Origin of the sequence: Pseudomonas umsongensis, assembly GCF_002236105.1 — a bacterium.
Taxonomy (GTDB): domain Bacteria; phylum Pseudomonadota; class Gammaproteobacteria; order Pseudomonadales; family Pseudomonadaceae; genus Aquipseudomonas; species Aquipseudomonas umsongensis.
Window position 1 is genome coordinate 1 of record NZ_NIWU01000005.1, and the last position, 24,456, is coordinate 24,456.

The window sequence follows — 24,456 nt, forward strand, 5'->3', positions numbered from 1 at the left end:
TTCAAGGAATCCTTAACAACTTCAACCACTTGCGCTTCAGATCTCTCATCAGCGGGAGGCGAATTCTACAGCGTTACACGCTGCTGTCAACACCTCTTTTTCAACGTCCTTGGCGCTTCGATGAACTGAAGCAACCTGCTGCCGAAAACTTCGTAACTCATTGTTTACCAAGGAGTTTTCCGTTTCGACTGCGCCGGAAGTGGGGCGAATTATAGGCTTCCAGAATCTGCCGTCAAGCATTGATCTGGTTTTTCTATCGAGAACACAAAAACAGCGCTTATATATAGACGCGCCTGCACCGATTGCGCAGTATATTGCCCAATACCAAGCACAACACTCAAGTTCCATACCTCGGACGGTGCCTCCCAATGAACGATCAGCCGCGCAGCCTTGCCTCGACCCTGTTTTCGGTCGGCCTGCTATTAATAGCCATGGCATCGATTCAGTCGGGAGCCTCGCTGGCCAAAAGCATGTTCCCCATTATCGGCGCCCAGGGCACCACCACCTTGCGATTGACCTTTGCCAGCGTGATCATGGTGTTGCTGCTGCGCCCATGGCGAGCGAAGCTCACCGCAAAATCACTGCGCACCGTCATTGTCTACGGCATGGCACTGGGCGGCATGAACTTCCTCTTCTACATGTCCCTGCGCTCTGTTCCCCTGGGTATCGCGGTCGCGCTGGAGTTCACCGGGCCATTGGCCGTTGCCATCTATGCTTCGCGCCGCGCCATCGACTTTTTATGGATTGCCCTGGCCGCTGTCGGCCTGCTGCTATTGATACCGACGGGGGCCACGGCACAAGGGATTGATCTACTGGGGGCCGGTTACGCGTTGGGTGCAGGGGTCTGCTGGGCGCTGTACATTCTCTTCGGGCAGAAGGCTGGTGCCGACAACGGTGTACAGACCGCCGCCCTGGGGGTGGTGATTGCCGCCCTGTTCGTCGCCCCCATCGGCATCGTTCATGCGGGTGCAGCGCTGTTGACCCCGTCATTGATTCCGATCGCCATCGGTGTTGCCATCCTGTCCACGGCCCTTCCCTATACGCTGGAGATGGTTGCCCTCACGCGCATGCCGGCCAAGACCTTCGGCACATTAATGAGCATCGAACCGGCGGTGGGTGCCTTGTCCGGTTTGTTGTTCCTGCATGAATTCCTGTCTTTGTCACAGTGGATGGCCATCCTGTGCATCATCCTGGCTTCCGTCGGTGCCACCATGACGATGGGCAGTGCCGCCAAGCCCGCCGTTGCAGCCGATTGACGACCGGTTTTACACAGACTCTGGTATTTACCGCTCAATTAGGCCATGTTTAGGCCCGCAACCCAGTGCCAGAAATGGACTTTTTCAGGACAGGGACCTCAAAACGCTTCATGCGCAAGCGAATACTGCCAGACCGGGCGATAGATCCGGGAACGCTACAAGGATAGCAATGAAACGAATTTTGATACTGATCGCCGTTCTTGCAGTTGCGGGCTGCGCGGCGACCGCCAAACCCCAGATCAAACACGGAAAGAAAGGCATTCATATCAACTGTTCGGGGCTGTCGTCCTCGTGGGAACAGTGCTACACCAGCGCCGCCAACTCGTGCGCCCCCAAGAACTACAAGGTCATTGCCAAATCCGGTGATGCCGTGGAAGAGCCGGGTGATTATCCGTTCGGACTCAACCCCGCGGGCTATGCCAGCCGCAGCATGATCGTCATCTGTAAATGATCTGAGCCGTTGTCAGGTCCTGGGACCTGCCAACTGGCGGCCGATCTCCTCATGGCTGGACTTCAGCACCCTGCGCTGCAGATCCGGCGTGATGAGCATTCGCGCCACCACCAGTGCACCGATGCATTGCGACAGAATCGCCCAAGCAAGACTGTCGCTCTCCAGCACCCGCGCCCAACTTTCCTGAAGCTGGCAGATCCAGTGCTCAGCCTGCTGTCGAATCAGCGGATCGGAGCGGGCGATCTCAGCCCCCAACGCCGGTAATGCACAACCTGTTTCCGGGTGCTCGACGTGGGACATGCTCAAGTAGAGCTTGAGGCAACGCTCGAATTTGTCGCGCCCCCGATCAGCCCCCAGCCGCTCCAGGCTCTGACGCAACTCACGCTCGACTATGGAAGCGAACAACGCGTCCTTCGACGCGAAGTGGCTGTAGAACGCGCCACCACTCAAGCCGATGGCTTTCATCAAACCGTCGACCCCCACCGTGGAAAACCCGGATTGCTTGGCCGACAGCGCGCTGCTTTGCAGCAGTTTCTCTCGGGTTTCCAGCTTGTGACTGGCTGAATAACGCATGGCCCTTCCCTCAGGTTCCGTGATCTTGACGCCTGTCGAATCGTAGCATAACGTTCGTTTAGTTAACGATCGTTTACTAAAGGGGTCCAGGCAATGAATAATAAGAAGGTCGTGCTGGTTGTCGGTGCGGGAGATGCCACGGGTGGCGCCATTGCCAAGCGGTTTGCACAGGAGGGATTCGTTGCCTGCGTGACCCGTCGCAGCGCGGACAAACTCCAGCCACTGGTCGATGCCATCAGGGCTGGCGGCGGCGAAGCCCACGGCTTCGCCTGCGATGCCCGCAAAGAAGACGATGTGATTGCGTTGGTCGAGCAAATCGAAAGCGACATCGGCCCGATCGAAGCGTTCGTGTTTAACATCGGCGCCAACGTGCCTTGCAGCATTCTTGAAGAAACCGCCCGCAAGTATTTCAAGATCTGGGAAATGGCCTGTTTCTCAGGCTTTCTCAATGGTCGGGAAGTGGCCAAGCGCATGGCCAAGCGGCAACGGGGTACCATCCTGTTCACCGGCGCCACCGCCGGCTTGCGCGGCGCAGCAGGCTTTGCCGCGTTTGCCGGAGCCAAGCACGGGATTCGTGCGCTGGCACAAAGCATGGCTCGCGAACTGGGACCGATGAATATTCATGTCGCCCACGTCGTGGTCGACGGCGCGATCGATACTGACTTTATCCGTGAGAGCTTCCCCGAGAAGTACGCCACCAAGGACCAGGATGGCATTCTCGACCCCGAGCACATCGCCGAGAACTATTGGTACCTGCACAGCCAGCCCCGCGACGCCTGGACCTTCGAGCTGGACCTGCGCCCCTGGAGCGAACGCTGGTGATCCGCCCCACCCTACGACAACAAGAAGAGTGCATCGACGATGAGCAAAACCGTGGAGTTTTATTTCGATCTGGGCAGCCCCGCCACCTACCTGGCCTATACCCAGCTACCGAAGATCTGTGAACAGACCGACAGCCAACTGGTCTACGTGCCAATCCTGCTCGGCGGAGTGTTCAAAGCCACCGGCAACGCCTCCCCGGCCACCGTCCCTGCAAAGGGCCGCTACATGTTCATAGACCTTGATCGGTACGCTAAACGCTACGGTGTGCCGTTGAAAATCAACCCGCACTTTCCGATCAACACACTGGTGCTCATGCGTGCCGTAACAGGTATGCAGATGCGCCACCCTGAGCGCTTTGCCGCGTTCGTCGATTGCCTGTTCAAGGCACTGTGGATCGAAGGTCGCAACCTCAATGATCCGGCCACCGTCGGGGCAGTACTGAGCGAAAACGGTTTCGACCCGGAAGAGATACTGGCCCTGAGCGCCGAAGAGGATGTCAAAAGCGCCCTCAAGGACACCACCGAAAAAGCCGTGCAACGCGGCGTATTCGGTGCACCGAGCATGTTCGTCGGCGAGCAACTGTTCTTCGGCCAGGATCGATTGGACTTTGTCATCGAAGCCCTAAGTTAAAAACCTAGGGCCCAGTCGACAATGTGAGCCCGGGCGCTGGAGACAGCGCCCGGGCCAAAGTCGGTCAAACGGCCGCAGTTCGCGTGTTCAACCACTCCAGCGCAGCACCGTCGAGCAACGGGCTCAAGCGTTCGCGCACTTCGGCGTGGTAGGCGTTGAACCACTGTTTTTCCTCTTCGCTCAGCAGCGAGGTATCAAGACAGCGCGTATCGATCGGGCACAGGGTCAGGGTTTCGAACTTGAGGAATTCACCGAATTCACTGCTGCCTGCCTCGCGGTTCATGGCCAGGTTCTCGATTCGCACACCCCAGCGTCCTGGACGGTAGGTGCCCGGTTCGATCGACGTGATCATGCCTGGCAGCATGGCGGTTTGCGGCGCGGGGGCGGCCTGGTAGGCAATCACCTGCGGACCTTCGTGGACGTTGAGGAAATAGCCGACGCCGTGACCGGTGCCGTGACCATAGTCGACGCTTTCGGCCCAGATCGGCGCCCGGGCAATGGCGTCCAGCAGTGGCGACAGGATGCCCTTGGGGAATTGCGCACGGGACAAGGCAATCACGCCCTTTAGCACGCGGGTGCAATCGCGTTTCTGTTCTGCCGTTGGTGTGCCGACCGCGACCATCCGCGTGATGTCGGTAGTACCACCCAGGTACTGGCCGCCGGAATCGATCAGCAACAAGCCGTCACCTTCGATCACCGCGTGCTCTTCTTCGGTGGCGTGGTAATGGGGCATGGCACCGTTGGCGTTGAATGCGGCAATGGTGTTGAAGCTCAGCGACACGTAACCCGGCCGGCGTTTACGTGCCGCGGTCAGTTTTTCGTCGATGGTCAATTCGGTAATGCGCTCACGGCCCCAGGCCGATTCGAGCCAGGTGAAGAATTCGCACAGTGCTGCGCCGTCCTGCTCCATGGCCTGGCGGATGTGTTCGGCGTCTGCCAGGCTCTTCTGGGACTTGGCCAGGGTAGTCGGGTTCAGGCCTTCGATCAGCTTGACAGCGCTATCGAGGTTACCCAGCAGGCCCGCCGTTACCCGCGCCGGATCGACCAGCAGGCTTGCACCCGCCGGTATGGCGCGCAAGGCGTCGGCCACTTCGCTGTAATCGCGCAAGGTCACGCCGTCCTGCTCCAGGACCGCACGCAGCTGCGCATCGACCTTGCCTAGCGCGACAAACAGCGTCGCCTGCTGCTGGCTGATCAAGGCGAAAGAGATGAACACCGGATTGAATGACACATCGCCGCCACGCAGGTTGAACAGCCAGGCGATGTCATCCAGGGTGGCAATGAAATGCCAGTCGGCAACACGTGCCTGCAAAGTCTCGCGCAGCTTGGCGAGTTTTTCGCCGCGGCTGACGGTCGCTTGCGGCGGCAAGTGCTGATAGATCGGTTCGTTCGGCAGGCTCGGGCGGTCACTCCAGACTTGGCTCAACAGGTCGATGTCGGTGCGCAGGCGTGCGCCCCGCTCCTCAAGCTTGCTGCCCAACGTGCGTGCGGAAGCCACCGCCATCACCGCGCCATCGACTGCGACCACTCCACCCTGTGGGGTTTGCTCGGCCAGCCAGTCCAACGGCCCGGGTTGCCCAGGTTGCAGCTTGACCAGCTCAATGCCACTGCCCTTGAGTTCCTTGCTCGCTTGTTCCCAATAGCGGCTGTCGGCCCAGACGCCTGCGAAATCCGCGGTAACGATCAGGGTGCCAACGGAACCGTGGAAACCCGACAGCCATTGGCGCCCTTGCCAGTAACCCGGCAGGTATTCGGACAGGTGGGGATCGGCCGACGGCACCAGCAAGGCATGGATACCCTCCCGGCTCATCAGCTCGCGGGTTTGCGCCAGGCGCTGGGGCACTGACCCGGTGATCGTAAACTGCGTATTCATCGTGACTCCTGCTAACCACTTGTCATTATTGTTCAGTGCCGATCAGGGTCGGCGCCTGGTTGCCCTATTGCCAGAATGCCGGAGCACTGGCGCAGGCGCTTTTAATCAGCTGTACCGCTTGATCGATATCCTGCTCGGTGGTGAACCGCCCCAGGCTCAAGCGAATGGTGCGACTCGCCGTGCGGGCATCATGCCCCAAGGCCAGCAGCACATGGGATGGCGCATTACTGGCGGAATTACAGGCCGAGGTCGCGGAAAACGCCATCGAGGCGAGCAATGCCGCGGAGTTGAACTCGCCTTCACTGAAGGTCAGGCTCAGGGTATGCGGGATGCGCCGGGTGAGGCTGCCATTGAGCCGCACACCCGGAATGCTCAGCAATTGCTCAAGCAGGCGTTCACGCAGGCGCACGATCAAGGCTTTTTCTTCATGGAACGAGGCCGCCGCCAGGGCAAAGGCCGCGCCCATCGCGGCAATCTGGTGGGTCGCCAGGGTACCGGAACGCAAGCCGCCTTCGTGACCGCCGCCGTGGATCTGCGCCAGCAAGCGCTGGTGCGCACGCGGGCCGACATACAGCGCACCGATGCCTTTGGGGCCATAGAGCTTGTGCGCCGAGAAGGACATGAGGTCCACCGGCCACTGCGCCAGGTCGATCGCAACCTTGCCCGCGCCTTGCGCCGCGTCGACATGAAACAATGCATTGCGCTCGCGCACCACCTGGCCGATGGCCGGGATGTCGTTGACCGTGCCCAGTTCATTGTTGACCAGCATCAGCGACACCAGGAAGGTGTCCTCGCGCATGGCGTCGCTGACCGCTTGCGCGGTGATCAGGCCATCGGCATCCGGCACCAGGTACGTCACCGCCACGCCGCTGTCCTGCAACTGCCTGGCGGTATCGAGGATGGCCTTGTGTTCGATCTGGCTGGTGATGAGGTGGCCGCAGGCCGAGCCGCGCGCCTGGGCCACACCCTTGAGGGCAAGGTTGTTGGATTCGGTGGCACCCGAGGTCCAGACGATCTGTTCTGGCGTGGCGCCAACCAGTTCGGCAACCTGGCGCCGCGCCTGCTCTACCGATTGCCGGGCCTGTTGGCCAAAGGCGTGGGAGCTGGAGGCCGGATTGCCGAAATTACCGTCAAAGCCCAGACACTCGACCATGATCTTGATGACTCGCTCATCCACCGGCGTGGTGGCGGCATAGTCGAAATACAGCGGACGTTTATTCATAAAAGACTCGCAGAGCGTGTTCCGGGATCAGGAAGCTCATGACTGCAAACGGCGAAACGCAGCCTTATGAGCTGCGTGCGGTTTTCAGAAGGTTACCAATACCTGATCGGATGCCGTTAAAGAAGAACAACTTCATTTAAAAGTGCGTCGGAACGCTCCTGATGAGCCAGCTTAACAGGCATCGGGCGAGCGGTTGAAGCAATGCGTCAGCTAAAGCTATCGAGCAAGATCGGATACAGCGACGCCACCAGCAGCGCGGCCATGCCCCAATTGAACAGGCGCAACCAGCGCCGGTCCTTGAGGACATTGCGCAGCAGCGTGCCGCAAGCGGCCCAGACACCGACGCTCGGCAGGTTGATCAGGGCGAACACCGCGGCAATCACAACCACGTTGGTGAAATAGCCCTGCATCGGTGTGTAGGTGCTGATGGCACCGATGGCCATGATCCAGGCCTTGGGATTGACCCACTGGAATGCGGCGGCGCCCAGGTAGCTGATCGGCTTGGGCTCGCCTTTGCCGCTGTCCGAGACAGGCCCGGAGTGCGCGATTTTCCACGCCAGGTAAAGCAAATACGCCGCACCGACGTAACGCAGCACGGTGTAGAGCAGCGGATACGCCTGGAACACCGCGCCGAGCCCAAACCCCACTGCCACGACCAGCACGAAGAATCCGCAGGTGATGCCCAACATATGGGGAATGGTCCGCTGAAACCCGAAGTTCACCCCGGACGCCAGCAACATGGTGTTGTTCGGACCCGGTGTGATCGAGGTGACGAGGGCAAACAGGGCAAAGCCCAGCAGCAGATCGAGCGAGAGTGTCATGGGTGGCAGTCCATCGGGGTCAGTCAGGTATTGACCCTATCGCGAACGCCCGGGGAAACCCATGGACAGTTAGGCGAAAGTTCCAGCAGTACAGTTTTGGCTCAGCTCTGGCGACCGTGCAGCTGTACAGCTCGTTCGGCGTTCATCTCGCCCTGCTTGTCGAAACCAAAGGTTTTCCGTGGCTCGCCGAGCAGTTCGGCTTTTTTCGCGTGGTATTCATCGAAGGACAAGCCGCGACGATTCAGGGCTTCCAGCGCCAGCTCTCGGGTTTCTTCAGCAGTGTAAGGGCGCAATTCCGGGGAAACATGGCTGGCACATCCGGCAAGTACGGAGACCGCGAGCAGCAAGAAAGTGGCGATTAAAGGTTTCATTTTCGGCGTCCTGGCGTTGTGTTCGGGGCAATGAACACAGGCTACTCGCGCCTTTAGCCGAGCAAAAATCAACGCTCTCGATAGTCGCTATCGGGTTTTTCTAATGCAGCCCGTTTGCAGCCTTTTTATCTCTTAATGATCTATAAATATCGTTTTATTGTATTTTGAGGAATAACAGACAAGCTTTATAACAATTGCCTCCACTGTTGCCCGAACAACTGTTTACCAGGCAACAGTCCTTCAACAAACAGCCCGTGAAAATCAACAGCGCGACCTGCCCGGAGCGCTGAAAGCCCGATAAATCGGGGCTTCAAGGGATTGGTACAGCTCTTGCTCAACCCGGTGACTACCCACTGCTCGCAGAGCTTCTGTTTAAAAAGGAACTGATCATGTCGCGCCCCTTGAAAGTCGTTGCCCTCTCCGGTGGTACCTGGCGTCCTTCGCGCACCCTGGTGCTGACCCAAGCGCTGTTGGCTCAGCTGGCCGAGCAACTGCTGATCGACAGCAAGCTGATCGAGCTAGGTGACATTGCCCGGCCTCTGGGCGCGGCGCTGTCGCGCCAGGAATTGGCAGCGGATATCGAAGCCGAACTGCAAGCGATCGAAAACGCCGACTTGCTGATCGTCGCCGCGCCGGTTTATCGCGGCTCCTATCCGGGTCTGCTCAAACACCTGTTCGACCTGATCGACCTCAATGCCCTGGTCAACACACCGGTCCTGCTGGCCGCCACCGGAGGCAGCGAACGTCACGCGCTGGTGCTCGATCATCAACTGCGCCCGCTGTTCAGCTTCTTCCAGGCCTTGACCTTGCCGATTGGCGTGTATGCCACCGAAGCCGATTTCTCCAATTACCAGATAACCAGTGAGCCCTTGAAGGCTCGCATTCGCCTTGCTGCAGAACGCGCGGCGCCGTTGTTCGGCGTGCACCCCCACAATCTGCTGAAAATCGCTTAAGGATTTGTTCATGGATGTTTTCTGGTTTCTGCCGACCCACGGCGACGGTCATTACCTGGGCACCACTCAAGGGGCACGCCCGGTAACGCTTAATTATCTGAAACAGGTGGCCCAGGCGGCGGACAGCCTCGGTTACCACGGTGTGTTGATCCCGACCGGGCGCTCCTGCGAAGACTCGTGGGTGATCGCTTCGGCACTGGTGCCGCTGACCGAACGCTTGCGCTACCTGGTGGCGATCCGCCCGGGGATCATTTCGCCAACCGTTTCTGCGCGCATGGCCGCCACCCTGGATCGACTGTCCAATGGCCGGCTCCTGATCAATGTGGTGACGGGGGGCGACCCCGATGAGAACCGTGGCGACGGCAGTTTCCTCGATCACAGCGAACGCTACGAAGTTACCGATGAGTTCCTGAAGATCTGGCGCCGGGTGCTGCAAGGCGAATCTGTGGATTTCGAAGGTAAACACCTGCGGGTACAGAACGCCAAGGCGCTCTATCCGCCGGTACAGAAACCCTATCCGCCGCTGTACTTCGGCGGTTCCTCCGATGCCGCCCATGACCTGGCGGCCGAACAGGTCGATGTCTACCTGACCTGGGGCGAGCCACCGGCGGCCGTGGCGCAAAAACTCGCCGATGTGCGTGAGCGGGCCGCGCGCAACGGGCGCACCGTGAAGTTCGGGATTCGATTGCATGTGATCGTGCGGGAAACCGCCGAAGACGCATGGAAAGCCGCTGACAAATTGATCGAACACATCAGCGACGAGACGATCGCCGCCGCACAGAAGTCGTTCTCGCGCTTCGACTCCGAAGGTCAACGGCGCATGGCTGCGCTGCATGACGGACGTCGCGACAACCTGGAGATCTCGCCCAACCTGTGGGCCGGTGTCGGGCTGGTGCGCGGCGGTGCCGGGACCGCACTGGTGGGCGATCCACGGCAGGTGGCCGCGCGGATCAAGGAGTACGCGGACCTGGGTATCGAGAGTTTCATCTTCTCCGGCTACCCGCACCTCGAGGAGGCCTATCGTTTTGCCGAACTGGTGTTCCCGCTGTTGCCCGAGCCGTACGCCAGCCTGGCCGGTCGCGGTGTCACCAACCTTACCGGGCCGTTTGGCGAAATGATCGCCAATGATGTGTTGCCGGCCAAAGCCTGACGTCACCCGTCCTGTAGGAGCTGCCGCAGGCTGCGATCTTTTGATTTCAAAGATCAAGATCAAAAGATCGCAGCCTGCGGCAGCTCCTACAGGACCCACAAGAAAAGGATCCCCGCGTGACTGCCAAACCGCAAAGCGCCCTGATATCCCCGTTGCAGACCGCCCGCCAATTGGCCGCCGGGTTTGCCTTGACCGCCGTCGAGCGCGACGAGCGTGGCGGTACGCCCAAGACTGAGCGCGATGCGCTGCGCCACAGCGGCCTGCTGGCGCTAAGCATTCCCAGACAGTTCGGCGGCCTGGGTGCGAGCTGGAGTGAAACCTTGGCCATCGTGCGCGAGTTCGCCAAGGTCGACAGCTCGATTGCCCATGTGTTCGGCTTCCATCACCTGATGCTCGCCACCGTGCGCCTGTTCGCCCGGCCCGAACAATGGCAGCCGTGGTTTGAACAAACCGCCCGCAAGAACTGGTTCTGGGGCAATGCCCTCAACCCTCTGGACACCCGCACCGTGGTGAAAAACCTCGGCGGCTGGCGTGAGTTTTCCGGCAAGAAAAGTTTTTGCTCCGGCGCCAGCGACTCAGAAATGCTGATCGCCTCTGCGGTGGATGAAAACGCCGGTGGCAAGCTGTTGATCGCCGCCATTCCCAGCGGCCGTAGCGGCATTACCCTGCACAGCGACTGGAACAACATCGGTCAGCGTCAAACCGACAGTGGCAGCGCGACCTTCGAACGGGTACGGGTCGAAGAGTCGGAACTGCTGCTCGATCCGGGTCCGTTGAGTACGCCGTTCGCCTGCCTGCGCCCGCTGATCGCCCAGCTCACGTTTACTCACCTGTTCCTCGGCATCGCCGAAGGCGCCTTCGAAGAGGCGCGGCAATACACACTGACCGAAACCCGGCCATGGCATAAATCCACTGCCAAGGAAGTGAGCCAGGACCCCTATGTGCTCGGTCACTACGGCGAATTCTGGGTGGCCCTCGAGGGCGTTCGGTTGCTGGTGGAGCGTGCCGCCGACTTGCTCGACAAGGCCTGGGCCAAAGGCGCGAACCTCAGTGCCGAGGAGCGCGGATATCTCGCCACCGCCATCGCCGCGGCCAAGGTCGCGGCAACGCGCAATGGCCTGGAGTTGTGCAGCCGCTTGTTCGAGGTGACCGGCGCGCGTTCGACCCATGCCTCGCTGCGCCTGGACCGTCATTGGCGCAACCTGCGCACGCAAACCCTGCACGACCCGGTGGATTACAAACTCCAGGAACTGGGTGACTGGGCGCTGAACCAGGCCCTGCCGATTCCGACTTTCTATTCATAGCTTGCCCATCAAGGAGCGTGCCCCCATGCAACTGCTGACCTTACCGCCCTCGCCCGCTCTGGCCACGTCGATACGCGCCACGGCGCAGGTCTTCGAAGATCCGAAATCCCAGGCCTTGCTGGCGCATTTGCAACAAGTCGCACCCAGTGATGCCAGCGTGCTGATCATTGGTGAAACCGGCACCGGAAAAGAGTTGGTGGCGCGTCATATCCACAATCTCAGCGCCCGGCGTAACCGGCCATTCGTAGCGGTGAACTGCGGTGCGTTCTCTGAATCCCTGGTCGAAGCCGAATTGTTCGGTCATGAAAAAGGTGCATTTACCGGTGCCCTGAGCGCCAAGGCCGGCTGGTTCGAGGAAGCCAACGGGGGCACGTTGTTCCTCGATGAAATCGGCGACTTGCCGATGGCGATCCAGGTCAAGTTGTTGCGCGTGCTGCAGGAGCGAGAAGTGGTACGCCTGGGGTCGCGCAAGAGTATTCCCATTGATGTGCGCGTGCTCGCGGCCACCAACGTGCAACTGGAAAAAGCCATCAACGCCGGGCACTTTCGCGAAGACCTGTATTACCGGCTCGACGTCGTCAACCTGGAACTGAGCCCGCTGCGCGATCGCCCGGGCGACATCCTGCCGCTGACGCGTCACTTCATCAATGCCTATAGTCAGCGCCTGGGTTACGGCGACATCACCATCAGCAAAGAGGCCGAACTGAAACTGCGCAGCTACAGTTGGCCGGGCAATATCCGCGAACTGGAAAACGTGATTCACCACACCCTGTTGATTTGCCGTAACGGCGTGATCGAACGCGATGACCTGCGCCTGTCGAACATGCGCATCGAGCGTCAGGACGACTATCACAGCCAGGTCGACGACTGCGCCGAAGCCCTGCTCGACCGGGCCTTCCAGAAACTCTTCGACCAACAGGCCGGCGCGCTGCATGAGAAAGTCGAAGATGCCTTGATGCGCGCCGCCTATCGTTTCAGCCATTACAACCAGGTGCACACCGCCGCCCTGCTGGGGCTGAGCCGCAATGTGACCCGCACGCGCCTGATCAAGATGGGTGAACTGGCGGTGAACAAACGCCGGCCCGCAGAAAACATTCAGGGTGAGCGCTTGGTGCAACTGTCGATCTAACCCACCAGCGTGCAGTGCAACCCGTGGTCGGGGCTGCGTTCCAGGCTGTGCAGCACCTGGAACGAGCCGAAGGTCACGGTCTTCGCCTGATGAGCGCGAATCAGTTGCCAGAAATCCTGTTCCCCGCTTTCGAACGCCTGAAACGCCGCCTCCCCCGCCTCGCGGGTTTGCCATTGCAGGTAGTTGAGCACCCGTCGCCCGTCTTCGCTGGCCTGGATGCTGGCACTCAGAAAGCCGCTGTGGTGCTGGGCCAGACGCTCGGTCTGCCGCGACAGCGCTGACACCAGGGCCGATTGCTGTTGCGGTTCGATTTCGAATTCGATCAGTTGGGTGAAGCTGCGATGTTTCGCTGGCGCGTGCATGAATAATCCCCCACTCAGGTGCAAGGCGAATCTTGCGATCCGAAGGTGTGCAGGGTAAAACCTCCAGTTAAGTAAAGGTCAAGAGGCATTTTTCAAATGATCACCTTGGAAAACCTGCATAAGGAACTCAGCGTCGGCCAATTGGCCGCCCGTAGCGGCGTCGCAGTCACGGCGCTGCACTTTTATGAATCCAAGGGGTTGATCAGGAGCAATCGCAACCAGGGCAACCAACGACGCTATCCAAGGGAAGTGCTGCGGCGGGTGGCGTTGATCAAGGTGGCCCAGCGGCTGGGCATTCCGTTGGCGGAGATTGGCGAGGCACTCAAGGCACTGCCGGATAACCGTGCACCGACGGCGGCGGATTGGAAGGATATGTCGGCGCAGTGGGGTCGGGATCTGGATGAGCGGATCAATCAGTTGACGTTGTTGCGCGACAAACTCAATGGCTGCATTGGCTGTGGGTGTTTGTCGATGGAGGCCTGTCCGTTGCGTAATTTTGGGGATGTGCTGGGGGAGCAGGGACCAGGGGCGCAACTGCTGGAATCGGGAATCGATCCAAAAATGAGTTGAGCCCTTCGCGAGCAAGCCCGCTCCCACATTCGACTAGGTTCCACCTGAAGAACTCGGTCAAAAGGTGGGAGCGGGCTTGCTCGCGAAGCGGTCTGCCAGGCGACGAAGATTAGAACCCCGGCGCGATCTGGCCTTTGTAACGAGTCAGGATGAACTGGCTCACCTCATCGGAGTTCAACGCCTTGGCCAGTTTCCGCAGGCCCGGATCGTTGATGTTGTCCGGCCGTGACACCAGGAACTCGATGTAAAGGCTCTTGCCCTTCTCCACGATCAAGGCACTGTTGGTATCGATCCCGGCCTCCAGGGCGTAGTTGGCGAAGACGAACGCCAGGTCGACCTGACTCACCGAACGCGCCAGCAATGCGCCCTCCAGTTCACGGATTTTCAGGTGCTTGGGGTTTTCAACGATGTCCCGCTGGGTCGCCAGGGTGTTGCCGGGGTCCTTGAGTTTGATCAGACCCGCTTCGTGCAAGAGCACCAAGGCACGACCGGTATTGACCGGGTCGTTGGGGATCGAAACGGTGGCGCCGTCCTTGAGCTCGGTGATGTTTTTGATTTTGGTCGAGTAAGCACCGAACGGCTCGATGTGCACGCCCACCACCGGCACCAGGTCGGTGTGACGGGTCTTGTTGTAGTCATCGAGGAACGGCCGATACTGGTAATAGTTGGCGTCGAGATTCTTCAGCGCCAGCTGCTGGTTGGGCTGGATGAAATCGGTGAACACCTTGATGTCCAGGTCTACGCCTTCCTTGGCCAGCGTCGGTTTGACGAATTCGAGGATTTCCGCGTGCGGCACCGGGGTGGCGCCGACGGTCAGTTTTTCGTTGGCGTGAACGCTCGCGTTCCGCATCTTGCTCCAGCAGGATGGCGGCGACCTGTTCAGCTACCCGCAGCGCTTCGGCTTCGTCGGCGATCCGGTGGGCGGCCGGCGGGTTGATCGGATAAACGGCAGATTGGGACATGCAAGACTCTCGGTAACAGTGTTTATCGAAGGTCATTGCAGCTTCTGTGCCTGATGGCGCGGGTCCGTGTTCAAAGGGGGTTCAGGGTATTTTGAAGGTTTCTTCGTGACGAAGTCAGGCAATCTGCTGCTTCACTGTTGGTGGCTGAACAGTGTCGATGAACCCTCAGCTTCGGAGCGCGTGGGGACAATCTTTTTGGAAACTTGAAACATGCTGAAGATCAAAACAAAAGATCGCAGCCTGCGGCAACTCCTACAATTGTTCGGCTGGAGAGCGATCTTCAATCCACAAGAAAAGGGAGAACCATCATGAGCGTTAAACCGATTCCAGAGGGTTATCACAGCATCACCCCATACCTGGGCATTCAAAAAGCCGCCGAAGCCATCGAGTTCTACAAAAAAGCCTTCGGCGCCATCGAGGTCATGCGCCTGGCCATGCCCGATGGCGGCATCGGCCACGCCGAACTGCGCATCGGCGACTGCCCGATCATGCTCGGCACACCCTGCGATCAAGGGCCGCTGAGCAATCCAGACAACTCGCCGTCGGTAGGCTTGCATCTGTACGTGACCGATGTGGACAAGTCCTACAAACAGGCGATCGAGGCTGGCGGCATCGTGGTGTCAGAGGTCAAGGATCAATTTTACGGCGACCGTTCCGGGACCTTGAGGGATCCCTACGGGCACCTGTGGTTCCTGGCCACACGTAAAGAGGATCTGACCCAGGAGCAGATCGAGCAGCGGGCGAAAGAGATGTTTCAGCAAGGCTGACGCACTGTTAGCTTGTAGGAGCCAGGCTTGCCGGCGAACTGTTCGCCGCGGTGCACCTGACGGACCGCATTATCGTTCTTCGCGGGCAAGCCTACCTCCTACGACGAAACACGAAACACGAAACATTTTCTTTCATATCACCCTTCGGGATTTCGGGTGCTCATCCGTCCTATATAGATGCAGTCCTGTCGCGTGGGCAAAAGCCACGACCGGACCGTCCATGGACCTCATCGCTGCGAAGCCCGTAGCAGAGGCCCTTCATCGATATAAGACGCCTCAATCATGTCGAAGAAATCCCGCTCAAAAATCTGGTTCCTGGTCCACAGCTGGCTGGCACTGCCGATCTGGTTTTTCGTGCTGATCGTCTGTGTGACCGGCACGCTGGCGGTGGTCAGCCAGGAGATCGTCTGGCTGGCCAATCCGCAAATGCGTGCCAGCCAACCGGCGGATGACGCGCCACGGCTCAATTACGACCAGATCGTTGCCGCGATCAAGCAAGCCGAACCCGACATCATCGTCGACAGCATCAGCCGCCCCGACGAAGCACATTTCGCGCTGGACGTTCGCGTCAACTACCCCGATGGGCGTGAGTTGACGGTGTACGTCAACCCATACACCGGCGCCATCCAGGGCCCCGCCCCGCAATTCAACTTCCAGGCCTTCACCCGTGCCCTGCACGGCTGGTGGCTGGTGCCGTTCACCAACGGCTACAGTTGGGGCTGGTACTTGGTGTCGTTCCTCAGCCTGCCGATGCTGGCCTCCCTGGTGACAGGCCTGGTGGTGTACAAGCGCTTCTGGAAAGGCTTTTTCCGGCCAACCCTGCGCATTCGCCAAGGCGCACGGATTTTCTGGGGAGATTTCCATCGCCTCAGCGGCATCTGGTCGATCTGGTTCATCGCGGTTATTTCCGTCACCAGCACCTGGTTCCTGATCGAAGCGTTCATGTTCGATAACCAGATTTCCATCTCCACCGCGCCGGTGGCGGCCGTGGTCCCGCGTGAAAGCGTGCCGCTCACCACCGATGGATCGCCCACGCCGATGATCAGCCTGGAGGCGGCGATCCGCGAGGCCAAGGCGCGCATCCCGGGGCTCGACGAGAGCTTTGTGAGTATGCCGGCCAACGCCTACAGCTACCTGTCGGTGGGCGGGCGCAGTTGGTATCCGCTGATGTTCCAGACAGCCGACATCAATCCCTACACTGGCGAAGTCGCCGCCACGCGCCTGCTGTCGGACCGCTCGAGCCTGGAGTTCGTGACCGAATCCATGCGTCCGCTGCACACCGGTGATTTCGGCGGAATCTGGATCAAGCTGATCTGGTGCTTCTTCGGCCTGCTGTTGAGCATGATGGTGCTCAGCGGCCTGCTGATCTGGACCAAGCGCACCGCCCTGGCCACGGCCAACGCCCTCAAGCGCAGCAACAAACGACCACGCGACGAGGCTGCTACGGCGAGCAGCGCTGGAACCACGGAGATCAGCCAATGAGCCAGGTCCCCACGCACGCAACCCGTTCGACGCTGAGCCGCTTCTGGCACAAATGGCGTTTCCACATCAACGTTCTGCTGCTGCTGGTGCCGCTGGGTTTCATGCCCAAGTACTTCGCCGATGCCGCGCTGTTTCGCGGTGATACGGGCCTGGGCGAGCGGGAAATCGGCGAAGTCCAGGTCGGCCCCTGGAGCCTGCGCCTGGCCGAACTTCGTAATGAAGCACCACGGCCCGATGGCCCGGCCGGCTACATGAAGAGCTTCAACGCCGCGCTATGCGACAGCTGTCGCGAGCAGGTCAAGGCGACTTACCTGCGCATCGGCAAGCCCCGCAGCCTGCGCGCCGCCGGAGTGATTTTCTTCGGCACGCCCTACCGTATGGGCGCCATGCTGCCGGTCCCGGCAAAAACCAAGGCCGACGCCGAACTGTGGATCACCATGGAAGGCTGGGACGGCTCCATGCATCAGGCATCCATTCCTCTGAGCCAGGCCTCCCCCGCCACCCTCGCCTGGCTGTCCACCCAAGGAGGCAAACCATGATCAACCTCATCCGCCCTATGAGCGCCGCGTTGCTGGTACTTAGTGCCGGCTTCAGCGCCAGCGCCCTGGCGCACAACCCGATGTGCGAGTGCAAGGCCATCGACGCCGAGCAGATCAAGTGCACCGGCGGTTTTTCCGACGGCAGCGGTGCACCTGGCGTGACCCTGGACGTGATCGGCTACGACGAAACCATTTTGGTGCCGGGCAAGCTCGGGGCCGACTCGACCTTGACCTTCAAGAAGCCCGGTGCCGAGTTCTATGTGCTGTTCGACGCAGGCCCCGGCCACGTAGTCGAGATCGACCAGGCGGACATCGAAAGCCCATGAGTACGCCAACCACGCACATCGTCCGCCCGGCCGGCGCCGGCCATGAAACCCTCTATGTATTGCTGTTGTGCCTGATGATCCTGGCGGTGGCAGGTTCAGTAGTCGCCTGGCGCGGCGAGTCGCCGCAAGTGAGCAGCGTCAACAGTCATCAACTGGATGCCCGCCGCGATCTGAGCGCTTCCGAACAAGGCATCTACGCCGATTTACGCGTGACTCTGGATGAGATTCACCTGCTGCGCCAGGAACAACACAGCTTGCCGACACCTGAAAGCCTCGCCGATGAAGGATTTGCCCCCTTTGCCCGGGACGCCAGCTCGGTCAGTCGTGGTGGCCATGCCTGGCAATTGCTCGAGGCCGGGGCGTACTTCGGGCAGAGCCAGAGCGTCGACATGGCGGGCTCGTTCCTGATGCGCCTGAGTGCGAACGACGACGCCCCGAACATCTGGCTCAACCGCGCCGCCGACCTCAAGGCCCCTGTCGACCTCAGCGATGCCACGCTTGAAGGCGCCGGCTGGCAACAGGTCGTCGCGCAATTCGATGCCGGCGTGACCCGCCAGCACCGGCACTGAACCTTCGCCTTCATCCGAGAGAAGACCGCTTTCCCATGCCTATTTCATCGCTACGTTCTTTCCTGCGCCTGTCACTGATCGGCCTGCTGGCCTGCCTGTTGACACCCCTGGCCAGCGCCGATGAGGCCAAGCGCCTGCGCATCGGCATCACCCTGCACCCGTATTACAGCTATGTGGCCAACATTGTCGGCGACAAGGCCGAGGTGGTGCCGCTGATTCCCGCCGGCTTCAATCCCCATGCCTACGAACCACGGGCCGAGGATATCAAGCGTATCAGCGGGTTCGACGTGATCGTGCTCAACGGCGTCGGCCATGACGACTTCGCCGACCGTATGATCGCTGCCAGTGAAACGCCGAACGTGCCGGTGATCGAGGCCAACGAAAACGTGCCGTTGCTGGCTGCCACCGGCGTCGCCGCGCGTGGCGCGGGCAAAGTGGTCAACCCGCATACCTTCCTGTCGATCAGCGCCTCGATTGCCCAGGTCAACAATATCGCCCGTGAACTGGGAAAACTCGACCCGGCCAACGCCAGGACCTACACCGAGAACGCCCGCGCCTACGGCAAGCGCCTGCGCAAGATGCGCGCCGACGCCCTCGCCAAATTGACCGCGGCGCCGAACGCCGAGTTGCGCGTGGCCACGGTTCACGCCGCCTACGATTACCTGCTGCGCGAATTCGGCCTGGAAGTGACTGCGGTGGTCGAGCCGGCCCACGGCATCGAACCCAGCCCAAGCCAGCTGAAAAAGACCATCGACCAACTGCGTGAGCTGGACGTTAAAGTGATCTTTTCGGAGATGGATTTCCCCTCCACCTATGTCGACACCATCCAGCGCGAATCCGGGGTGAAGCTGTATCCGCTGTCGCATATCTCCTACGGCGAATACACCGCCGACAAGTACGAAAAGGAAATGACTGGCAACCTCAACACCGTGGTGCGGGCGATTCAGGAGTCCGGGGCATGACATCAAAAGCAACCATCCCGGGCGATGCACAATCCCCTGTGGGAGCGAGCCTGCTCGCGAAGGCGTCCAGCCAGGCGATATCATCATTGAATGACACAGCGCAATCTCGAGCAGACTCACGCCTGCAGGTTTCGGGTCCGACCCTGGATTTCGCCGACATCAGCCTGACCCTCGGTCGCACGACCATCCTCGACCACGTCACGTTTCAAGTGAGGCCCGGTAGTGTGCATGCGCTGGTAGGCCCCAACGGCGGCGGTAAAAGTTCGTTGATCAAGACCCTGCTCGGACAGATGCCGCACCAGGGCCGCTTGAGCCTGCAATGGCCAGGCGAGCCGGGAACGATCGGCTACGTGCCCCAGGCGCTGGAATTCGATCGCGGCCTGCCAATGACCGTTGACGATTTCATGGCCGCGATGTGCCAGCGACGCCCGGCGTTCCTTGGCTTGAGCAAGCACTACGCGAAGGCGATTGGCGACGCGCTGGAGCGGGTCGGCATGCAGGACAAGCGCAAGCGCCGCATGGGCGCGCTGTCGGGAGGCGAGCGTCAGCGGGTGTTGTTGGCGCAAGGACTGATTCCGGCGCCGCAACTGCTGGTGCTCGACGAACCGATGTCGGCCCTTGATGAAGCCGGCATCCGCGTGTTCGAACGCTTGCTGGACGATTGGCGTGCGGCGGGCATCACCGTGCTGTGGATCGAGCACGACCTGGAAGCGGTCGGACGCCTGGCCGATCACGTCACCGGGCTGAATCGCCGCGTGCTGTTCGACGCCACGCCACGACAAGCGCTGACCCCCGATCGCCTGCTCTCCTTGTTTTCGACCCATCCACGGAGCGCTGCCTGATGAGTTACGAAGCCTTTCGATTGATGGTCCAGGGGTGGGCCTCGTCGGGTTATCTGCCTGAGGCGCTGGCCTATGGATTTGTCGTCAACGCCTTGCTCGCCGGCCTGTTGATCGGCCCGGTGCTGGGCGGTCTGGGCACCCTGGTGGTGGTCAAGCGCTTCGCGTTTTTCTCCGAAGCGGTGGGCCACGCGGCACTGACCGGCGTGGCCATCGGCATCCTCCTGGGCGAACCCTACACCGGGCCATACGGCAGCTTGTTCGGCTACTGCCTGCTGTTCGGCATCTTGCTCAACTACCTGCGCAACCGCACGGGCCTGGCGCCGGATACGTTGATCGGTGTGTTTCTGTCCGTGTCGTTGGCGTTGGGTGCCAGTCTGCTGCTGATCCTGGCGGGCAAAATCAACGTGCACATCCTCGAGAACGTACTGTTCGGATCGGTGCTGACGGTCAACGGCAATGACCTGCTGGTGCTGGCCATCGTCGGTTCGCTGGTCATGGCCCTGGCCTTGCCACTGTACAACCGCATCATGCTCGCCAGCTTCAACCCGCAATTGGCGGCAGTGCGCGGGGTGGCGGTGAAGTCCCTGGATTATCTGTTCGTAATTCTGGTAACGCTGATCACTGTCGCCGCCGTGAAAGTCATCGGCGCCATCCTCGTTGGTGCGTTACTGGTGATACCGGCCGCGGCGGCGCGCCTGCTCAGCCAGTCACTGAAGGGCTTCTTCTGGTGCTCGGTGCTGATCGCCACAGTGAGCACGCTGTGCGGGATTCTCGCGCCGATTGTCTTTGACCTGCCGATCCCGTCCGGTGCCGCGATCATCCTGGTGGCCGGTATCGCCTTTGCCCTGGCCGCCATCGCGCGCGGCGTCGTCCCCAGCCTCAAAGGGAACCTTGGATAAATGTCATTTTCTCTGCGACAACTGACCCTGGCGCTCGCCCTGTGCGGGCTGGCCACAACCGCCATCGGCGCTGACAGCAGCAAACCTTTGCGGGTGCTGGCTTCATTGCCGATCACCTACGGCCTGGGCGAAGTGCTGCTCAGAGGCACCGATGTCAGCCTTGAGCGCGCGGCGCCAGCCAACCTGCCTGGCAGCCGCCAGACCGCCTACTTCACCGGACGTGGCGCTCCGGCGCTGGCCAAGCTGGCGACCGGCGCCGATGCGGTGATCGGCTTGCGCTCGCTGTGGCCGGACGATCCGCTGTACCCGATTTCCCGGCGCAGCAACATCCGCATCATCGAAGTCGACGCCGCGCGTCCAGTGGATGGCGCCCTGCCCGGCATTGCCGTGCAGCCGGGCAGCAAGGTCGATGGCTTGAACAGTCAGCCGTGGCTGGCCAGCAACAACATGGGACGCATGGCCGACGTGATGGCGGCGGACCTGGTGCGCCTGGCCCCCAAGGCCAAACCTGCGATCGAGGCGAACCTGGCGACGCTGAAACAGCGGTTGCTCAAACTCAGCGCCGACAGCGAAGCGCGCCTTGCTGCCACGGACAACCTCAGCGTGATGAGCCTCAGCGATCACCTTGGCTACCTGATCGGCGGACTCAATCTGGAGTTGGTTGGGCTCGATGCACGGCCGGATGCCGAATGGACGCCAGAGGCGCTGAAGGTATTGGAGGCGACGCTCAAGGACAATGATGTGGCGGTGGTGTTGCATCATCGGCAGCCCTCAGACGCGGTGAAAGCGGCGATTACGGAGGCCGGGAGTCGGTTGGTAGTGTTGAGTGTCGACGCCGCTGATCCGGTGGCGGAACTGGAAGGAAATGTGGATCTGCTGATCAAGGGGTTGAGCGGTGCATAGCACCAGATACACCGCTTTATCGTTCTTCCCGGAGGAGCCAGGCTTGCCGGTGAAGAACGATAACGCGGTATGACAGATAATCCGCAGTGTCTGGTTCGCGGGCAAGCCTCGCTCCTACGGGCGGAGAACGATAACTCAGTGTGACAGCTACGCCGCAGCGCCTGGTTCGCGGGCAAGCCTCGCGCCTACAGGCGGAGAACGATAACGCGGTGTGACAGCTACGCCGCAGCGCCTGGTTCGCGGGCAAGCCTCGCGCCTACAGGCGGAGAACGATAACGCGGTGTGACAGCTACACCGCAGTGTCTGGTTCTCGGGGCCTCATCGCTCGCTCCTACAGAATGAAAAAGCCCGCTGACCAGACCGGCTCAGCGGGCTTTTTGTTTGCAGGCGTTGACTCAGTGCGCCACAGCCACCTGCTCATCCATCTTCTGGCGCAGACTCAGCGGACGCATATCGGTCCAAGTCTCTTCAATATAGGCCAGGCATTCTTTTTTCAGCCCGCTTTTGCCCACGGTACGCCAGCCCTCGGGCACGGCTTTGTAGTCGGGCCAGATCGAGTATTGCTCTTCATGGTTGACCACGACCTGAAAGAGGATGTCCTCGCGGTCGAATACTGACGTCATGCTGTCTCTCCATCGCTGCAGGGTCGGCTGTACGCTGTGTGCAGCCGCTATATGGAAGGAACGTTCCAGGGCTCTGGAAATTTAGAGACTGGCGGTGGCAGCGGCCAATGCCCTGCCGAAAATCTCGGCCACTCGATCAATTTCCGAGGCGGTGATCACCAGCGGTGGCAGAAAGCGAACCACGGCACCCAGGCGGCCGCCCAGTTCAAGGATCAAGCCGCGCTTGAGGCATTCACGCTGCACCAACGGCGCCAGTCGCGCAAACGCCGGAGGATGACCCAGGGCATCCGTCACTCCGGTCGGATCGACCAGCTCCACACCGAGCATCAGGCCTCGACCTCGAATATCACCCAGCTGCGGGAAGTCACGCTGAAGGATGCGCAGGTGCTCGTTCAGGCGTTTGCCCATGGCGGCGGCATGTTCGCAAACCTTGTGTTCGACCAGGTAACGCATCACGGCGGAACCGGCGGCCATCGCCATCTGATTGCCGCGGAAAGTCCCGGCATGCGCGCCCGGCAGCCAGGTGTCGAGCCAGTCGCGATAGACCACCACGGCTAATGGCAAGCTGCCGCCGATTGCCTTGGACATGACTACCACGTCCGGAATGATCCCGGCGTGCTCGAAAGCGAACATCTTGCCGGTACGGGCAAAGCCGCTCTGAATCTCGTCGACGATCAACGCCACGCCGGCTTTTTCGGTAATCCGGCGCAAGCCGCGCAACCAGTCGAGATCGGCCGGGATGACCCCACCCTCCCCCTGCACCACCTCGACGATCACGGCTGCTGGCAACTGCACGCCGCCCTCAGGATCGTTCAACAGGTTTTCCAGATAGTGGAGGTTGGCCTTCACCCCCTGAGCGCCACCCAGGCCAAACGGGCAACGGTAATCGTAAGGGTACGGCATGAACTGCACGCCGCTACTAAGCAACGCACCCAGGGGCTTCTTCGGCCCAAGGCTGCCCATCAGGCTCAACGCGCCCTGGCTCATGCCGTGGTAACCGCCCTGGAATGACAGCACGGTGCTGCGGCCGGTGGCCGTACGCACCAGTTTCAGCGCGGCTTCCACCGCATCGGTGCCGGTGGGACCGCAAAACTGGATCTTCGCTTGTGCAGCCAAGGCTTTTGGTAACAAGCCGAACAGGTCCTGGACGAATTGATCCTTAACCGGCGTGGTCAGGTCCAGGGTGTGCAGCGGCAGTTCGTCGGCCAGCACGCGCTGGATCGCTTCGATCACCACCGGGTGGTTGTGCCCCAGGGCCAGCGTCCCGGCGCCGGCCAGGCAATCGATGAACGTGCGACCCTCAACATCTTCGACATACAGGCCCTTGGCGCGCTTGAGTGCCAGGGGAATACGGCGCGGATAGCTGCGGGCGTTGGACTCCTGCTGGCTTTGACGCGCCAGCAACGGCGATTCGTTGAACTGATAAAGCGTGTCGGCCGGCACCGGAGTGAACCGGGCCGACTGGTCTTGCACAAGCCTGGTAGCGACGGACATCTCTCGACCCCTCAATAAGGTTTTCCTGTTCTGGAAACGCACCGGGAGCCCGAGGATTTAGACCACAGCCAACGGTTTGTGCATGGGAATGGCATAGAGGCCCGCTACCGCGAACGCCTGGGCGTAGGCCCGATAACCCAGGCGCCGGTAAAAGGCCTCGCCGGTGCGGGTGCTGTTGAGTCGTGAATGCCGCAGCCCCTGACCGATCAACCAACCTTCGAGATCGCGCACCAGCGCTTTCCCGATCCCGCGACGAAACCATTCCGGCAGTACGTAACAGAACGCTACCTTGCCGTTGCTGGAGGCCATGGCGACACCCACGGGTTTGTCCTGCAAGAGCGCGATGTTCAGGTACAACCGCCGGTCGGTGAACCAGGGAAGAATGTGTTCGATGGTCTTGTTGTGGGTCCAGTTGGCAACGGTTCGCAGGTTGTTGCGGTGGTCGGGGACGCAACCGACCCGGATGGAGCGCTTTATGATGCGACAAATGATGCCGGCGTCCGCCGGGGTTGCCTGGCAGGTGTGTAGCGAAGCTTCCATGATGCTGTGACCTCAGTCCGTTGAGTCTGAGCAACGATAGTCGTGGAAGGTCCGGGCGGCC

General features: G+C 60.7%; 28 protein-coding genes and 1 pseudogene. 18 read left to right on the forward strand and 11 right to left on the reverse strand.

The genetic code is table 11. From position 1 onward, the window contains the following. Positions 1–368 precede the first annotated feature (368 nt). Positions 369–1,256 (forward strand): threonine/homoserine exporter RhtA, encoded by an 888-nt coding sequence (gene rhtA, locus PSUM_RS22230; protein WP_020795980.1) that lies wholly within the window; start codon positions 369–371, stop codon positions 1,254–1,256. 169 nt (positions 1,257–1,425) lie between these two features. Further along, the gene (locus tag PSUM_RS22235) at positions 1,426–1,707 is read left to right on the forward strand and encodes a hypothetical protein (RefSeq protein WP_033045385.1); all 282 of its coding nucleotides are present in this window, start codon (positions 1,426–1,428) and stop codon (positions 1,705–1,707) included. 12 nt (positions 1,708–1,719) lie between these two features. On the opposite strand, the gene PSUM_RS22240 is transcribed toward PSUM_RS22235, so the two are convergent. After that, positions 1,720–2,280 carry a TetR/AcrR family transcriptional regulator gene (locus PSUM_RS22240; RefSeq protein ID WP_083349554.1) on the reverse strand — a complete coding sequence of 187 codons (561 nt, stop codon included), beginning with the start codon at positions 2,278–2,280 and terminating at the stop codon, positions 1,720–1,722. Positions 2,281–2,373: 93 nt separating this feature from the next. Here PSUM_RS22240 and PSUM_RS22245 point away from each other — a divergent pair, with 93 nt between their 5' ends. Both PSUM_RS22245 and PSUM_RS22250 read left to right on the forward strand, forming a co-directional pair. Next, positions 2,374–3,102 (forward strand): SDR family oxidoreductase, encoded by a 729-nt coding sequence (locus PSUM_RS22245; RefSeq protein WP_020795977.1) that lies wholly within the window; start codon positions 2,374–2,376, stop codon positions 3,100–3,102. A gap of 39 nt (positions 3,103–3,141) precedes the next feature. Further along, positions 3,142–3,732, forward strand: a complete 591-nt coding sequence (locus PSUM_RS22250; RefSeq protein WP_020795976.1) for a 2-hydroxychromene-2-carboxylate isomerase — start codon at positions 3,142–3,144, stop codon at positions 3,730–3,732. Positions 3,733–3,796: 64 nt separating this feature from the next. Here PSUM_RS22250 and PSUM_RS22255 read toward each other — a convergent pair whose 3' ends face one another. The 4 genes from PSUM_RS22255 to PSUM_RS22270 all read right to left on the reverse strand — a co-directional run bounded on the left by PSUM_RS22255 (position 3,797) and on the right by PSUM_RS22270 (position 8,019). Continuing rightward, positions 3,797–5,605 (reverse strand): aminopeptidase P family protein, encoded by a 1,809-nt coding sequence (locus tag PSUM_RS22255; RefSeq protein WP_020795975.1) that lies wholly within the window; start codon positions 5,603–5,605, stop codon positions 3,797–3,799. Between the two features lie 64 nt (positions 5,606–5,669). Continuing rightward, positions 5,670–6,827: an aminotransferase class V-fold PLP-dependent enzyme gene (locus PSUM_RS22260; RefSeq protein WP_020795974.1), complete on the reverse strand. Its 1,158-nt coding sequence runs from the start codon at positions 6,825–6,827 to the stop codon at positions 5,670–5,672. Positions 6,828–7,033: 206 nt separating this feature from the next. Beyond that, positions 7,034–7,648 (reverse strand): LysE family translocator, encoded by a 615-nt coding sequence (locus tag PSUM_RS22265; RefSeq protein ID WP_020795973.1) that lies wholly within the window; start codon positions 7,646–7,648, stop codon positions 7,034–7,036. 101 nt (positions 7,649–7,749) lie between these two features. Further along, positions 7,750–8,019 (reverse strand): hypothetical protein, encoded by a 270-nt coding sequence (locus tag PSUM_RS22270; protein ID WP_020795972.1) that lies wholly within the window; start codon positions 8,017–8,019, stop codon positions 7,750–7,752. A gap of 389 nt (positions 8,020–8,408) precedes the next feature. Here PSUM_RS22270 and msuE point away from each other — a divergent pair, with 389 nt between their 5' ends. The 4 genes from msuE (at position 8,409) to PSUM_RS22290 (ending at position 12,555) form a co-directional block, all read left to right on the forward strand. After that, positions 8,409–8,972 (forward strand): FMN reductase, encoded by a 564-nt coding sequence (gene msuE / locus PSUM_RS22275; RefSeq protein ID WP_083349555.1) that lies wholly within the window; start codon positions 8,409–8,411, stop codon positions 8,970–8,972. Between the two features lie 10 nt (positions 8,973–8,982). After that, a complete protein-coding gene (gene ssuD, locus PSUM_RS22280; RefSeq protein ID WP_020795970.1) occupies positions 8,983–10,122 on the forward strand; it encodes an FMNH2-dependent alkanesulfonate monooxygenase in 1,140 nt (379 codons plus the stop codon). 116 nt (positions 10,123–10,238) lie between these two features. Further along, complete coding sequence (locus PSUM_RS22285) at positions 10,239–11,426, forward strand: acyl-CoA dehydrogenase family protein (RefSeq protein ID WP_083349556.1); 1,188 nt, start codon at positions 10,239–10,241, stop codon at positions 11,424–11,426. Positions 11,427–11,451: 25 nt separating this feature from the next. Beyond that, complete coding sequence (locus tag PSUM_RS22290) at positions 11,452–12,555, forward strand: sigma-54 interaction domain-containing protein (protein ID WP_083349557.1); 1,104 nt, start codon at positions 11,452–11,454, stop codon at positions 12,553–12,555. Here the strand turns inward: PSUM_RS22290 and PSUM_RS22295 are convergent. Beyond that, the gene (locus PSUM_RS22295; protein WP_020795967.1) at positions 12,552–12,917 is read right to left on the reverse strand and encodes an antibiotic biosynthesis monooxygenase; all 366 of its coding nucleotides are present in this window, start codon (positions 12,915–12,917) and stop codon (positions 12,552–12,554) included. The two genes, PSUM_RS22290 and PSUM_RS22295, sit on opposite strands and share 4 nt — an antisense overlap. Before the next feature lie 96 nt (positions 12,918–13,013). Between PSUM_RS22295 and soxR the strand changes: the two genes are divergently transcribed. Continuing rightward, positions 13,014–13,487, forward strand: a complete 474-nt coding sequence (soxR, locus tag PSUM_RS22300) for a redox-sensitive transcriptional activator SoxR (protein ID WP_083349558.1) — start codon at positions 13,014–13,016, stop codon at positions 13,485–13,487. Positions 13,488–13,596: 109 nt separating this feature from the next. Here the strand turns inward: soxR and PSUM_RS22305 are convergent, their stop codons facing one another. Continuing rightward, positions 13,597–14,337: a MetQ/NlpA family ABC transporter substrate-binding protein gene (locus tag PSUM_RS22305; RefSeq protein ID WP_083349559.1), complete on the reverse strand. Its 741-nt coding sequence runs from the start codon at positions 14,335–14,337 to the stop codon at positions 13,597–13,599. Next, positions 14,312–14,449 (reverse strand): annotated as a pseudogene (locus PSUM_RS32200) (SfnB family sulfur acquisition oxidoreductase); the annotation flags it as partial. The gene PSUM_RS22305 and the pseudogene PSUM_RS32200, both read right to left, overlap by 26 nt. 308 nt (positions 14,450–14,757) lie before the next feature. Between PSUM_RS32200 and PSUM_RS22310 the strand changes: the two are divergent. From PSUM_RS22310 to PSUM_RS22350, 9 genes are all read left to right on the forward strand, one after another. Continuing rightward, on the forward strand, positions 14,758–15,216 hold the full coding sequence (locus PSUM_RS22310; protein WP_020795964.1) for a VOC family protein: 459 nt from the start codon (positions 14,758–14,760) through the stop codon (positions 15,214–15,216). Positions 15,217–15,498: 282 nt separating this feature from the next. Beyond that, entirely contained in the window at positions 15,499–16,698 is a 1,200-nt protein-coding gene (locus PSUM_RS22315) for a PepSY-associated TM helix domain-containing protein (RefSeq protein WP_033041963.1), read from the forward strand. Further along, a complete protein-coding gene (locus tag PSUM_RS22320; protein WP_020795962.1) occupies positions 16,695–17,237 on the forward strand; it encodes a hypothetical protein in 543 nt (180 codons plus the stop codon). Before PSUM_RS22315 ends, PSUM_RS22320 begins: the two co-directional genes overlap by 4 nt. Then, on the forward strand, positions 17,234–17,563 hold the full coding sequence (locus PSUM_RS22325; RefSeq protein ID WP_033041967.1) for a hypothetical protein: 330 nt from the start codon (positions 17,234–17,236) through the stop codon (positions 17,561–17,563). The genes PSUM_RS22320 and PSUM_RS22325 overlap by 4 nt, the downstream gene beginning before the upstream one ends. Continuing rightward, positions 17,560–18,132 (forward strand): DUF6162 family protein, encoded by a 573-nt coding sequence (locus PSUM_RS22330; protein WP_033041969.1) that lies wholly within the window; start codon positions 17,560–17,562, stop codon positions 18,130–18,132. The genes PSUM_RS22325 and PSUM_RS22330 overlap by 4 nt, the downstream gene beginning before the upstream one ends. Positions 18,133–18,167: 35 nt before the next feature. Beyond that, positions 18,168–19,094: a metal ABC transporter substrate-binding protein gene (locus tag PSUM_RS22335; RefSeq protein WP_033041971.1), complete on the forward strand. Its 927-nt coding sequence runs from the start codon at positions 18,168–18,170 to the stop codon at positions 19,092–19,094. After that, entirely contained in the window at positions 19,091–19,936 is an 846-nt protein-coding gene (locus tag PSUM_RS22340; RefSeq protein WP_033041973.1) for a metal ABC transporter ATP-binding protein, read from the forward strand. The genes PSUM_RS22335 and PSUM_RS22340 overlap by 4 nt, the downstream gene beginning before the upstream one ends. Beyond that, positions 19,936–20,835: a metal ABC transporter permease gene (locus PSUM_RS22345; RefSeq protein ID WP_033041974.1), complete on the forward strand. Its 900-nt coding sequence runs from the start codon at positions 19,936–19,938 to the stop codon at positions 20,833–20,835. Before PSUM_RS22340 ends, PSUM_RS22345 begins: the two co-directional genes overlap by 1 nt. Further along, on the forward strand, positions 20,836–21,738 hold the full coding sequence (locus tag PSUM_RS22350) for a metal ABC transporter substrate-binding protein (RefSeq protein ID WP_083349560.1): 903 nt from the start codon (positions 20,836–20,838) through the stop codon (positions 21,736–21,738). It begins immediately after the preceding gene. Positions 21,739–22,133: 395 nt separating this feature from the next. On the opposite strand, the gene PSUM_RS22355 is transcribed toward PSUM_RS22350, so the two are convergent. The 3 genes from PSUM_RS22355 to PSUM_RS22365 all read right to left on the reverse strand — a co-directional run bounded on the left by PSUM_RS22355 (position 22,134) and on the right by PSUM_RS22365 (position 24,395). After that, positions 22,134–22,361, reverse strand: coding sequence for an MbtH family protein (locus PSUM_RS22355; protein ID WP_033041979.1), 228 nt, complete (start codon positions 22,359–22,361; stop codon positions 22,134–22,136). Positions 22,362–22,442: 81 nt separating this feature from the next. Next, complete coding sequence (locus tag PSUM_RS22360; protein ID WP_033041980.1) at positions 22,443–23,855, reverse strand: aspartate aminotransferase family protein; 1,413 nt, start codon at positions 23,853–23,855, stop codon at positions 22,443–22,445. A gap of 57 nt (positions 23,856–23,912) precedes the next feature. Continuing rightward, positions 23,913–24,395, reverse strand: coding sequence for a GNAT family N-acetyltransferase (locus tag PSUM_RS22365; RefSeq protein WP_033041983.1), 483 nt, complete (start codon positions 24,393–24,395; stop codon positions 23,913–23,915). Positions 24,396–24,456: the final 61 nt, after the last annotated feature.